This window comes from Halocynthiibacter sp. SDUM655004, assembly GCF_026015885.1.
Taxonomy (GTDB): Bacteria; Pseudomonadota; Alphaproteobacteria; order Rhodobacterales; family Rhodobacteraceae; genus Falsihalocynthiibacter; species Falsihalocynthiibacter halioticoli.
On the sequence record NZ_JAPDUG010000002.1, the window covers coordinates 917457 to 929972 of the forward strand.

Annotated in this window: 16 protein-coding genes; 1 reads left to right on the plus strand and 15 read right to left on the minus strand. The window is 54.9% G+C overall.

Annotation, left to right across the window (positions count from 1 at the left end; all coding sequences use genetic code 11):
* Positions 1–82: 82 nt before the first annotated feature.
* The 12 genes from tilS to ruvC form a co-directional block, all read right to left on the minus strand.
* Positions 83–1342, minus strand: coding sequence for a tRNA lysidine(34) synthetase TilS (tilS, locus tag N9C89_RS12060; protein ID WP_263954141.1), 1260 nt, complete (start codon positions 1340–1342; stop codon positions 83–85).
* A complete protein-coding gene (ybgF, locus tag N9C89_RS12065; protein WP_317134933.1) occupies positions 1339–2166 on the minus strand; it encodes a tol-pal system protein YbgF in 828 nt (275 codons plus the stop codon). The genes tilS and ybgF overlap by 4 nt, the downstream gene beginning before the upstream one ends.
* On the minus strand, positions 2163–2663 hold the full coding sequence (gene pal / locus N9C89_RS12070) for a peptidoglycan-associated lipoprotein Pal (RefSeq protein WP_263954142.1): 501 nt from the start codon (positions 2661–2663) through the stop codon (positions 2163–2165). Before pal ends, ybgF begins: the two co-directional genes overlap by 4 nt.
* A gap of 66 nt (positions 2664–2729) precedes the next feature.
* Complete coding sequence (gene tolB / locus N9C89_RS12075) at positions 2730–4046, minus strand: Tol-Pal system beta propeller repeat protein TolB (RefSeq protein ID WP_394358502.1); 1317 nt, start codon at positions 4044–4046, stop codon at positions 2730–2732.
* 2 nt (positions 4047–4048) lie between these two features.
* Complete coding sequence (locus N9C89_RS12080) at positions 4049–5134, minus strand: energy transducer TonB (RefSeq protein ID WP_263954144.1); 1086 nt, start codon at positions 5132–5134, stop codon at positions 4049–4051.
* 9 nt (positions 5135–5143) lie between these two features.
* On the minus strand, positions 5144–5623 hold the full coding sequence (tolR, locus tag N9C89_RS12085; RefSeq protein WP_263954145.1) for a protein TolR: 480 nt from the start codon (positions 5621–5623) through the stop codon (positions 5144–5146).
* Between the two features lies 1 nt (position 5624).
* Entirely contained in the window at positions 5625–6320 is a 696-nt protein-coding gene (tolQ, locus tag N9C89_RS12090; protein ID WP_263954146.1) for a protein TolQ, read from the minus strand.
* 105 nt (positions 6321–6425) lie between these two features.
* Entirely contained in the window at positions 6426–6824 is a 399-nt protein-coding gene (ybgC, locus tag N9C89_RS12095; RefSeq protein WP_263954147.1) for a tol-pal system-associated acyl-CoA thioesterase, read from the minus strand.
* Positions 6825–6885: 61 nt separating this feature from the next.
* Positions 6886–7521: a DUF2927 domain-containing protein gene (locus N9C89_RS12100; RefSeq protein ID WP_263954148.1), complete on the minus strand. Its 636-nt coding sequence runs from the start codon at positions 7519–7521 to the stop codon at positions 6886–6888.
* Between the two features lie 65 nt (positions 7522–7586).
* Positions 7587–8630: a Holliday junction branch migration DNA helicase RuvB gene (ruvB, locus tag N9C89_RS12105; protein WP_263954150.1), complete on the minus strand. Its 1044-nt coding sequence runs from the start codon at positions 8628–8630 to the stop codon at positions 7587–7589.
* 3 nt (positions 8631–8633) lie between these two features.
* Entirely contained in the window at positions 8634–9314 is a 681-nt protein-coding gene (gene ruvA, locus N9C89_RS12110; protein ID WP_263954151.1) for a Holliday junction branch migration protein RuvA, read from the minus strand.
* Positions 9311–9832 carry a crossover junction endodeoxyribonuclease RuvC gene (ruvC, locus tag N9C89_RS12115; RefSeq protein ID WP_263954153.1) on the minus strand — a complete coding sequence of 174 codons (522 nt, stop codon included), beginning with the start codon at positions 9830–9832 and terminating at the stop codon, positions 9311–9313. Before ruvC ends, ruvA begins: the two co-directional genes overlap by 4 nt.
* Positions 9833–10081: 249 nt before the next feature.
* Here ruvC and N9C89_RS12120 point away from each other — a divergent pair, with 249 nt between their 5' ends.
* Positions 10082–10282, plus strand: coding sequence for a DUF1127 domain-containing protein (locus N9C89_RS12120; protein WP_263954154.1), 201 nt, complete (start codon positions 10082–10084; stop codon positions 10280–10282).
* Positions 10283–10423: 141 nt separating this feature from the next.
* Here the strand turns inward: N9C89_RS12120 and N9C89_RS12125 are convergent, their stop codons facing one another.
* From N9C89_RS12125 to msrA, 3 genes are all read right to left on the minus strand, one after another.
* The gene (locus N9C89_RS12125) at positions 10424–10774 is read right to left on the minus strand and encodes a hypothetical protein (protein ID WP_263954156.1); all 351 of its coding nucleotides are present in this window, start codon (positions 10772–10774) and stop codon (positions 10424–10426) included.
* A 116-nt stretch (positions 10775–10890) separates the two neighbouring features.
* The gene (locus N9C89_RS12130) at positions 10891–11766 is read right to left on the minus strand and encodes a 50S ribosomal protein L11 methyltransferase (RefSeq protein ID WP_263954158.1); all 876 of its coding nucleotides are present in this window, start codon (positions 11764–11766) and stop codon (positions 10891–10893) included.
* Between the two features lie 80 nt (positions 11767–11846).
* Positions 11847–12491 (minus strand): peptide-methionine (S)-S-oxide reductase MsrA, encoded by a 645-nt coding sequence (gene msrA / locus N9C89_RS12135; RefSeq protein WP_263954161.1) that lies wholly within the window; start codon positions 12489–12491, stop codon positions 11847–11849.
* Positions 12492–12516 lie beyond the last annotated feature (25 nt).

The following is a 12516-nucleotide window of genomic DNA, read 5'->3' on the forward strand; positions in this document are numbered from 1 at the left end:
GGGACATCTCCTCAAGAATTTTGACAGCACATAAGAATCCGTGCGTCGTCACCCGTCTAAAATAAGGATCGAAGCGAATTCTTCAATGCGATAAAGCTGTTTGAAGGAAATCTTCCCAATGTTTTTGGGGCTCAGCCGTGATTGCATTCGCTTTGCCCACCAATGGAGCGGACACAAGTTCGCCGCTTACCCAAACTGACGGTGAAACAAGCAGCGCCGCACGTTTTCTGCCCGTTTCGCGCCAGTCAGGGCAAAGTTGTAGCCCATCAGACCCAAGCGCGCGGACCTCGGCGCCATCCGCAACAATGCCGCGCAGCAGCCAGCGGCCGTCCCAAACTTCGCCGACAGCAACACTTAAGCCCTCAACTGCGGCAAACTCACGCGTGACCAATACCCTTTCGCCAACACGCACAAACAAACAACCGCGCAGCACGGTCTGCTCCTGCTCTTTGAGTTGCGCCAGAACGCGCTGCACAGACTTTCCGCGTGGCGCATATTCAAAAGGAGACATCCATTCGACAGCTCCCGAGATCAAACGACGCTGAATTTCTGCCGGGTGTTGAGTGAGCCGTGCGAGATCAAGCCAAAGATTGCAGTCTTCGATCGTCACCGCATCTTCGGCAGCGGTACGCGTATAATGATCGAGTGCTTCCGAGACCCCACGCAAGTTCTCCGCAGATTTTGCAATACTCGTAACGTTTACCCCGGCGCTTTCAAGATCAGGCAGCATCTTGCGAAGTCGGACTCGGTCAAATCGGTCATCTTGATTAGACGGATCTTCCACCCAAGCCGCGTCACGTTCCTGCAAGTATGCACGCAACTCGGAACGACGGAACGCCATCAACGGCCGAATGAATTCAACGCCGGAAACATCTCTGCTTTCTGTCATTTTAGCGAGACCTGCCGCCCCGGCACCACGCCCAAGCCGCATCAGAAACGTCTCGGCCACGTCATCCATAGTGTGGGCAAGCGCAACTCTTGAGACATCTACATCTTTTGCCCAATCGGCAAGCAGGCTGATCCTTGCCTTGCGCGCCATTGATTGCAGATTTCCGGTGCCATCCCATCCTCGCCACTCCAATGTGGAATGCGGGACTCCTAGAGTTCGGCAATGTTCTGCAACGAGCTTTGCTTCGTCTTTCGCCTCAGCGCGCAGCCCATGATCAACTGTCGCTACTTTAACCGTCACACCAGCTTCTGAAGCCCAGTCGGCAATCAGATAGAGCATTGCAAGTGAATCCGAGCCTCCAGAAACCGCAAGCCCAAGCCCATCAATGGCAAAAGGCGCCAGCTTGGTAGCGAGCGCCTCTTGATGTTCGTGTGTCCAACTTGTGGGCGTCACAAGCAACCAAGCTCCTGACGTCTGGTGTTTGCTTCTGCAACTTCAGGCGCAGTTGGGAAACGAGCCTCGACCTCTCCGAGAGTCAGGCAGGCTTCGTTCTGTTGACCGAGCGTGCCGAGAGAAGAGCCGAGTTTAAACAAGGCGCGCGGCGCGAGCGGCCCATCTGGCGCTCCAGAGAAGCTTTCCAAAAATGCGCGCGCAGCGGGCTGCACATCGCCCGCACCTTCATAAGCAAGACCACTTAGGAACTGCGCCTCACTTGTCAGGCGGCTCCCTTGATAGTCCCGCAAAAAGTTTTCGAATTTCTCAACCGCTTGCAGATAGTTTTGCGCGTCCAGCTCTGCTTTTGCTGCGGCGAAATCTGCCTCTTCGCCCACGGCAAGCTGACCACCTTGTTCGGTCGATGGCTGCGAAGGCGCAACTTCGGGAACATCGCCACCAAGTGTGCTGCCAAACTCAATTTTCGAAATATCGCAATTTGGTTCAAGCTCGCAAATCCGAAACTCAAGGTCACCAATACGCGTTGTGCCGTCTTTGACAACGCGGTTCAGGCGCAGTTCGATCTCTTCGGACCGCGCAGTCACGCTCTGTAGTTGGGCCTCGATGGTTTCGATCCGCTCAAGCAATGTACCTGCCTGATCTGTACCGCCAGACAAACCCGTCGTAGACAGTTCGCGCTTGAGCTTCTGGATCTCTACATAAACGACCGAAAGCTCTTGCCTGAGGTCCGCGAGCGTCTGATCCTGCGCTTGCACAGGCACAGCAGTCCAAGATGCGCAGACCAGTGCTGCTGCGACCGTAGTTTGTCTTAGGAACGAAATCACACGCCTGCCCCTGCTGCAACAACCGTCACCGCGCGACGGTTCTGACGATAACAGCTTTCCTCGGAACAAATCTCAAGTGGACGTTCCTTGCCAAAGCTCACAGTTTGCAACCGGTTGCTCGCCACACCTTGCGACACAAGGAACTGATAGGCGGCATTTGCGCGGCGCTCGCCGAGCGCGAGGTTATACTCGCGTGTGCCTTGTTCGTCTGCGTGGCCTTCAATAATGGCAGTATACTCGCCGTTGTTCATGAGCCATACAGCCTGCCCTGCGAGGGTTGCTTTGCCTTCTTCAGTCAGCGTGCTTTGATCAACTTCGAACAGAACGCGATCACCGATGGTGGTGTTGAAATAGGCGACGGAAGTTGGATCGTTAACATCGCCGTTCAGTCCGCCGCTTCCAGAACCGGCACCGCCACCAAATCCGCCAGTTGTGTTGGAACAAGCCGCCAGACCAAGCGCTGCAACCACCAGCGCAACCTTTGTAAACTGTTTCATATCACTTCCCACCTTTGTTCGTTTTTGCGCAACATCTTGCTCGCGCGCGTGCGCTTTCAATAGCTATTACTTCAACAGCGGCGACCACGCGGGATCACTTGCTGCACCCTGCGTTTGAACCCGTTTGAGGCTACGACCCGTCACGTCCACCGAATAGAGAGATGACGTGCTGCCAGAACCAAGCGTCTCACGCGTAAACATAATCACGCGCCCATTGGGGGACCATGTTGGCCCTTCGTCAAGGCGCGATGTGGTTAGAAGCCGCTCTTCGCTTCCATCTGTGCGCATTACGCCAATGTGGAAACGGCCATTGTGTTGCTTGGTAAAGGCGATCAAATCTCCGCGAGGGGACCAGACCGGCGTACCGTACCGGCCGGAACCAGAGCTGATCCGACGCGCTTCGCCGCCATTTGCCGACATGATGTAGAGTTGCTGACCACCGCTTCGATCGCTTTCGAACACGATTTTGCTACCGTCAGGAGAATAGCTTGGCGCGGTTTCGATTGACGGTGTCTGTGTTAAGCGGCTCGACGCGCCCGTAGAAAGGTTGAGCGTGTAGATATCGGTATTCCCGCCCCGAGACAGCGAGTAAACCACCGTGTTCCCATCAGGAGAAAAGCGCGGAGCAAAGCTCATGGTACCTTCTTGTTGCTCAAGAATACGGCGGCCAACGGTTGCCACGTCGAGCAGGTAAATCCGAGGAAAGCCTGTTTCATAGGACGTATAAAGAACGCGGTCCCCTGTTGGCGAGAATCGCGGCGCAAGAACAAGAGACTCATCGCCTGTTAGATACTGAACATTCGCGCCATCGTAATCCATGACCGCAAGCCGCTTTTTGCGGGCGTTCTTGGGGCCTGTCTCCGCAACATAGACAACGCGGCTATCAAAGTAGCCCCCCTCGCCTGTGATCCGGCTGTAAACCGCATCCGCAACCTTGTGCGCCATGCGCCGCCAGCTTTGCGTGGTTCCGCCAAACTGGAGCCCTTCTCCCATTGGCGCACCGGACACCACATCAAAAAGCCGGAACTTAACCGTCAACCGATCACCCGAAACACTCACCGCGCCGGTAATCAGCGCCTGCGTGTTGATCGCGCGCCAATCGGCATATTGGATCGGGCTGGTGAAGCTTGTGATATTCGAGATGTATGCATTTTTCGGGATTTCGCGGAACAGGTCCGTACCGACAAGATCCGCAACGACAACGCGGCTGATCTGCGAAGCCATCTCGCTTGATCCTGCGGTTTCGGCCACGAAGTCGGGCACGGCGACCGGCATGGGCTCGATCACACCATCAGTTACGGTAATACGCAAAGGTTCGGCCGTTGCCTTGTGACCAACACCAGCAACGATGAGAGCAAGAACGAGGGCAATCAATCGGAACATAGCTATCTATTCCTCATTTTAACTGGATCAAAGGTTATCTCTATTTCTTTCCAATGATCGTATTTTTCAGCAGGAAGGTTAAAACCCTTGCTGCCACACATGATAATGGCTCGGCGCGCGGCTGCAAACGCTCTATCGGCGGCGTCTTTTGAACCACCACTATAATCAATCATTCTAACCGAAGTGGCGTCAGGTACACCATCGCGGCCAACCGAGAGAGACGCAACCACTGTTGTCCGCAACGCCTCGCCCGACAGTGCACCAACGTTCCAGCATTGAGACACTGCAACGCGCAGCGACTCCTTCTCGCCAAAAGTAAGTGGCGGTCCGCTGGCCGGCTGCGGGGCTTCGCTTGGTGCGGGGGTTTCGTTTGCCTCGTTCAGCGCCGCGAGAATATCATCTTGCTGCTCTGGTTGATCCGGTTCTTCTGGCTCTTCAGGCTGCTCGACGACGGGTTGAGGGCGTTCAGGGCGCGAAGGTGGCCGCGGCGAAGATTTCGGCGGCTCGATCGCTTCGGCAACGATCTTGTTTGAGGCTTCTTCCTGTACTGTTGTTTCCTCAACTGGCTCCTCTACAGGATCAGGCGGCGTATCCTCTGCGGTTTCTGCGGCCTCTTGGGTAACAACATCAATTGGTTGCTCTGGGGTATCATTGATCACTGGTTCTGGCGCAACACGGTCTGCAGGGCGCTCAACGGCCTCTGGCGCAACTGGTGCTAGCGGCACAATCTGTGGTTCATCCGGCACAACCGGATTTGGAGCAACTTCGGTTATCTCTGGCGCTTCGGTCGGCTCGGCAATGATCTGTTCCGGCTGCTCTGGAACTTCGGGCGCGGTTTCTTCCGGCTGCACGGGTTCAGGCTCGGCAGGCACGTCTGGCTCTGGCTGTGCAGGCGGTTCAACTTCGGTATCCACATCAGGTGCAACAGATGGCGTAGCGATTTGTGCGAACTCTTCGGGCGAGATCAGCGAGACTTGGGTCGTCTCAACCGAAACCGGTTCGCGCGCACGAAGAAACAGGCCCCCGAACAGAACCCACAGGATCAAGAGCGCGTGGCCAAATCCCGAGATATAGTAACCGGTGCGCACTGTAGACCGCTACCCGTCGCTGCCGTTCAGCGTGGGACCGCCGGTGTCGGTAACGAGGCCAATATCATTGAACCCGCCCGCGTTAAGCGCGCCCATGATCTGCACTACTTGTTCATAGGGGATTGCCCCATCGGCGCGTAAAAACACCTTGTTGTCCGCCCGCTCCGCAGCAATCGCGCGCAGTTTGGGGATCAACTCCTCGGCGGCAATATCTGTACTCATCAGAACCAGCCGACCATCCGCCGTTAGCGACAGTGTCAGCGGCTCCTCTTGCTCGCTCGGCAATGCTTTGGCCGCGGTTTTCGGCAATTCTACCGGAACTCCAACGGTCATGAGTGGCGCTGCGACCATGAAGATAATTAGCAAAACAAGCATCACGTCCACAAAGGGCGTGACGTTAATTTCCGACATAGGTTTGTTCTTGCCGCTCTGGCGGCGGCGGCCTCGTCGGCCACCCCCTCCTCCACCTTGCATTACACCCGCGCCCATATCAGCTATCCAACTGACGGCTCAGAATGGTAGAGAATTCGTCGGCGAAGGCTTCGTGCCCCGCAATCAAACGATCACTGTCAGCGGACAGTTTGTTATAGAAGATAACCGCCGGAATAGCCGCCAGAAGGCCAAGAGCCGTCGCCAACAGAGCCTCGGCAATACCGGGCGCAACAACGGCGAGGTTGGTGCTTTGCTGAATGGCGATCTCTTCAAAGGCGTGTTTGATGCCCCAAACCGTACCGAACAAACCAACAAATGGTGCGGTCGCGCCAACAGTCGCGAGGAAAGGCAAGCCTTGCGTGAGTGACTCACTCTCTTTCGCGAGCGCCACATCCATGGAGCGATCAATCCGCGCCTGTGCGCCTGCGATCAATCCGCCGTCGTGTCGATGACTGCGCCGCCATTCCAACATGCCTGCGGAGAATATCTTCTGCGATGCGCCCTGTGGATCGCCCGCAATTTGATCGAAAAGCCCGTCCAGAGGCTCGCCAGACCAGAACGCGTGATCGAATTCGCTCGATTCACTACGGGCCCGTCGATAGTTCAGCGTCTTTTGAATAATAATCGCCCACGACCAAAACGATGCGACGATCAGCATGATCATCACGATTTTAACCGTGAAAGTTGCGCGCAAAAAAAGCGCCAAGAAGGAGAAATCAATCTCCTGCGCCACTGCAAGGGTTTCTGTTTCCATATGCCTGCTCGTTACTAAAGGCCGGTGTTCCGGCTCTGATTAACGCGGATTCTATCGTATTCACACGAGGATTGCTACGCAAAGCTCCTGAAAGCGACAAAATGTTTAATCACAAAGCAGTAACTGGCGAATATCCGCCGGTATTCGGGCTGGATTTCCCGTATTTAGGTTAAGCGCCACCAAAGTCACATGCGCAGAGAACAAAACCGTCTCGCCGCGCTTCACCTGCTGCAGCATAACAAAACGTGCACCCGTTGCCGCTTCAACAGAGGTTTCCACTGTTAGCACATCGTCGAAAATTGCTGGCTGAAAGTAATCAGCCTCTACTCGGCGAACCGCAAAAACAAGGCCTGTGTCGCGCTTGAGCGCCGACTGATCAACGCCCAACTCCCGAACGTATTCCGTACGCGCCCGCTCGATAAACTTGAGGTAATTGGCATAGTAAACGATGCCTGCCAGATCGGTGTCTTCGTAATACACCCGAAGCGGGAAGATATGGGGCACGATTTACCTCGAACTTTTTCCAATGATGCGTAGTTTGCCGTGAAGGCCTCGCAAACGCAATTTAACCAACCGCAGAGATCCGAGCAAACAGGCGCAAAGCATGACTGGAATCCTGAGCCGTAGCGGGCAATACAGAATCATAAGCGGCCTGAATGACCTGTGCGATTTCAGGGCGCAAAACGGTTGCTTTCGTTTCTGGGTGAATGGCCAACGGCGAACGCTCGGCAAAGGCCTTCTCGCCCCACAGCAGCATAATCTGGACCATCTGCCCCAAGACAAGGACGTCGGCGGGGATGTCGGCAAGCGTGTCATCCATTCTTAGGAACACGAAACCAGCCTTAATCGCACCCTGCTCGTCAAAGCGGAAAAAGCGGTACTGGTTTGCTTTAGCTTCGTCCAAACGCGCAAGGAGAGGATCCATTTCGGGGATCAAGCGATCGATATCTGGAACGCCCTTCAGGTCACTCCATTCGCGGATAAAGAACACCATTAGGTTGCTGCCCAACTCGGGATCAGTTTCGGCCAACTCGTGCCGCGCCAAGGAACACAGCGCTTCGAGCGCACCCTTCACCACAGAGATAGTTTCTTCCTCAACACCAAACACAACGGGCGCAATAGGCCTCCCCCAGCGGGAAAATCCGTAAGCACCACCGCGCTCAAACAGGCTTTCGATCTCTTCCGGCGTTATAGCGGTCATGCGTCACCCTTTATCCATGTCATTGCAGGGGGACATAAAAATTTTGAGCCCTTCATGCAACCCGCCTACTTGCCAAACAGCTGAGGTTGATCGGGCGACTTGGGCGGTGCAATGCCAAGATGTGTCCATGCCTTTTGTGCCAACATCCGGCCGCGCGGTGTCCGTTGAATCAACCCTTGCTGAAGCAGATAGGGCTCAATCACTTCCTCTAGGCTATCGCGGCTTTCCGACAGCGCGGCCGACATGGTTTCGATGCCCACCGGCCCGCCACCATAATTCTCGGCCACCAAACGCAAGTATCGGCGATCCGCACCGTCGAGCCCGAGGTGATCAACACCAAGCCGCGTCAGCGCATGATCAGCAAGCTGCTGCGTGATGACACCACTACCTTCCACCAATGCAAAATCCACAACACGGCGAAGCAGGCGCCCAGCAATTCGAGGTGTGCCGCGCGCTCGCTTGGCAATCTCCATCGCGCCATCGGGCTCAGACGGAACATTCAAAAGCCGCGCACCACGGGTGACAATTTCGTTGAGTTCTTCGATTGAATAGAATTGCAACCGCGTAGGGATGCCAAACCGGTCGCGTAATGGCGTGGTCAATAGCCCCATGCGTGTTGTCGCCCCGACAAGCGTGAAGGGTTGGAGCTCGATCCGAACCGTCCTTGCCGCAGGGCCTTCGCCGATAACGAGATCAAGTTCGAAATCCTCAAGCGCAGGATACAGAACTTCTTCAACTGCAGGATTAAGGCGGTGAATCTCGTCGATAAACAACACATCCCGCGCCTCTAGGTTTGTCAGGATTGCTGCGAGATCACCGGCTTTTGCGAGCACAGGGCCACTTGTCATGCGAAAGTTTACGCCCAACTCACGGGCCATGATTTGCGCCAGCGTGGTTTTACCAAGGCCAGGAGGTCCGTGAAACAAAACGTGGTCCATCGCCTCTTCACGCTGTTTTGCGCTTTCAATGAAAATCCGCAAGTTTGCGCGCGCCTCGGCTTGGCCAATGAATTCTTCGAGCACCTGTGGCCGAAGAGCGCGGTCTGCGTCCTCGGGGCGGGCTTCAGGGCGAATGGTCGGGTCTGGCTGCGGACTATCGGGTGGATACACGGGCTAGCCTTTCGGTGCCAGAAGCCGCAACGCGGCGCGAATTAGATCAGTCGTTTGCGCTTCGGGCGTATCACTGGCGGCCTGCGCCACAGCGCTTGCGGCTTCGCTCGGATTGTAACCAAGGTTGGTTAGTGCGGAAAGCGCTTCCGATTGTGCCGCCGCCGAAGACGGAGCCGACTTTCTCTTGGGCGCAGGCTCAACAACCTCAACAACATCCTCACTCGAAGGCGCTGCCGGAGCTATCCCTTCGGCATCTGCCAAAGTACCGCCAAGCGCCATGACATTGGGTGCTTTCTCTTTGAGTTCCAGAACAATACGCTGCGCTGTTTTCGGACCAACCCCCTTCGCGGCCTTGACTGCATTCCAGTCTCCGAGAGAAATTGCGCGACCGACACCTTCTGCGCCAATGGTTCCTAAGATCGCCATCGACGCTTTAGCCCCGACCCCTTGAACCGATACAAGCAACCTGTGCCACTCTTTCTCGATCAAACTGGTAAAGCCAAAGAGTTGAAGATTATCCTCGCGCACCAATAACTCGGTATAAAGCGCCACTTGCTCGCCGATCTGCGGCAGGGCGGCCATTGTCCGTTCCGTTACATAAACGAGATACCCAACACCCCGCACATCAATCATGACGTGGTCTGTGCTTCGATATTCCAGCCGACCGGAAATTTTGCCAATCACATCGCCACTCGCTTTTCTGCTTGTTTCACGGCCTTTGCCAAATGCCCTGCGGACTGTGCATGATGGGCATGGCAGATCGCAATCGCCAAAGCGTCTGCGGCATCTGGCCCAGCAAGCACAACACCTGGGAGCTGCATCTTAACCATATGCGCAACTTGCCCTTTGTCGGCATGGCCAACGCCCACGACCGTTTTCTTGACCTTGTTCGGAGAATATTCGCCCACATCCAACCCCGCCTGCGCCGGAACGAGCATCGCAACGCCCCGCGCCTGTCCGAGCTTAAGCGTGCCCGCACCGTCCTTGTTCACAAAGGTCTGCTCAACCGCCGCACTATCGGGTGCATATGTTGCGAAAACAGAGGAAAGTTGCGTGTGAAGCGACAAAAGCCGTGAGGCGAGGTCTGCTTTTCCGTCCGATGTACAGATGCCGTTGGCGACATGTGTGATCCGAACGCCTTGAACGTCAATGACGCCCCAACCAAGGTTTCTTAGCCCCGGATCAATCCCAACTACCCTCATAGAATGCCTACCTGCTCTGACTTTTTGGCTTTGCACCAATTGTTGTGCGCGAAAGTAGCACGAAACGCGAACATTTGCCAATCCTTAACTGAATTAGCAAGCATGTTGCACCCAGCGAATAGAACCGAAGAAGGCATGCAAGAATCGCATGATGGGTATGCGCGAACACCCTCTTGCGAGACTCGGCTTTGCGGCTTACCTGCCGCTCATCAGATAAACTAAATACCACGACAAAGAAGGAGGCCTCGCATGGCTGTAACTACTGTTGATACCCGCTCATTCGCCAACGGCGCCTCTTTTGCAGGCCGCACACTTAACTATGTTGCTTCTGTATTTGCATCGCTCGCAGCTTGGAATGACGCACGCGTAACACGCGCAACGCTCAACAAACTGAGCGATCATGAACTGAATGACATCGGCCTTTGTCGTGCCGACATCGCTAAGTTCTAGCCCCGACTTCATTGAGATTAAAGAAGCCCGCGTGCGCATCGGCCACGCGGGTTTTCTTTTGCGTGACATCACGCGTGTGCGCACACGACAATAGGCCACACCAATCGATGCGACCTTCTATCTTGTTGCATGAAATAGCGCTTAGCGGATGTAAGTCCGGATGGTGTCCGCAGCGTATTGTGTGATGGGATCCGCGTGCATAGCCCAGCCGCCAACCTGCTCAAACACAGTTCCAGCTTTTAGCTTCTCGACACGGCTATCATAGGTGCCCTGACCGAGGTGCGCCAACAGGAGCCCCTTCAGCGCGAAGAAAACCAAGCACGACAGGAACAACCCACGCCATGGAAAACGAGGACCGTGGCGGCGAACCTTAGTCTCAATAAGACCGTCTTTGTTCACGACATTTTCGACAACGCCGCGCGCCATCTTTGTGCGACGCTTGTTAATGCGCCCGACACGTTGTTCAAAACTTTGCATATTGGCATCAGCCATAGTGCGCTCCGTCCGTTAAACCCACCAACTCAATACTATACTTAAGAATATGAATTTTCTTAACAAAATGTGGCGAGAATGTGGCGAACGCGGCTATGGCGTGTCTTTCAAGGCTTTTACGAGGCTTTTCGCTGAATAAGTAGCGTCGTCCAGTCAACAATCTGCTGCTTTTCGATAAGATTGAAGCTATTTTGTGTATAAACTTCAATGACCTCATCGGCCTGCTCGTTCAAGATTCCAGATAGAATCGCGTATCCTTCTGGCGCAATGTTGGCCGCCATATCAGGACAAAGTCCAACCAACGGCCCCTTAAGGATATTCGCAAAAACAAGATCAAACGGCGCTTTCGCCTTTAGGGTTGGGTGCTCGAAGCCTGCTGCTTCCACACACTCAACGCGCCCGTCTAGGTTATTGGCTTTCACGTTGTTTTCAGCAACTTCAACAGCAACCTCATCGATATCACTCGCCAAAACGACACCTGGCCAGATCCGCGCAGCGGCCATAGCAAGAACCGCCGTACCACATCCAATATCCGCCACGTTCTTGCCGACAAACCCTTCGGTTGCCAAACGATCAAGCGCCTGAAGGCATCCGAGCGTTGTTCCGTGATGACCTGTGCCAAATGCCATAGCCGCATCAATCAACAATGGCACCGCGTCGTCAGGAACGGTATCCGCATCGTGGCTGCCGTATACATAGAACCGCCCAGCAGGAACTGGCGCAAGCTCGCGCTTTACATGGGCAACCCAGTCCACATCCGGCACTTCGGATACTACGAATGGTTTTGCCCCCGCCATCGCGGACAGTAATGCCAATTCTCCCTCGTCCGGCGCCTCAAGGAAATAGCCGCCAACTTCCCAAAGACCAGAGCCGTCCTCAACTTCGAAAACACCAACACCCGTTGGTTCAACGGTCATGTTTTCCATGGCTTCGCCGAGCTTGTTGGCCTCGGCCTTGCCTTGCAACGTTGTCAGTGCTGTGAATGTAGGCATTTGTACCTCTTGTTCAGATTGCGCGAGCGGCTATGTGCTCGGATTTCACTACGCGCCGCCCTTGAAGAGGTCAAGCGATCCTAAACCGCCAAGCCGATTGGACAAGTCACGCCTGTTCCGCCGATGCCGCAATAGCCTGTCGGGTTTTTCGCGAGATACTGCTGATGGTAGTCTTCGGCGAAATAGAATGGCCCAGCCGGTTCTATTTCCGTTGTTACCGCACCATAGCCTGCCCGCCGCAATCGATGTGCGTAAAGCGCGCGGCTTGCCTCTGCGGCTTCTGTCTGGGCGTCAGAAAATGTGTAAATTCCAGATCGGTATTGTGTGCCACGGTCGTTTCCTTGGCGCATGCCTTGTGTCGGGTCATGACCTTCCCAGAAATGCTGCAGCAACGTGTCATAGGAAATTTTCGCCGGATCAAACACAACACGCACAACTTCATTGTGGCCTGTTTTGCCTGTGCAAACCTCTTCGTATGTCGGATTTGGAGTGAAGCCGCCAAGATACCCAACCATGGTGAGATACACACCGTCGAGTTGATAGAATAACCGCTCAACGCCCCAGAAACAGCCCATCCCGAAAATTGCAACCTCCATACCCTCTGGCACGCTCAGGTCCAGCGGACGGTTGCTCAGGAAATGAACGTCTGCTGTTGGAATTTGTGTATCACGCCCCGGCAGAGCCTGTTCTTTGGTGATCATCGTATCTTTTGCGGAATGAAACATATTTTCTCCCATGAGTGTGGATTGA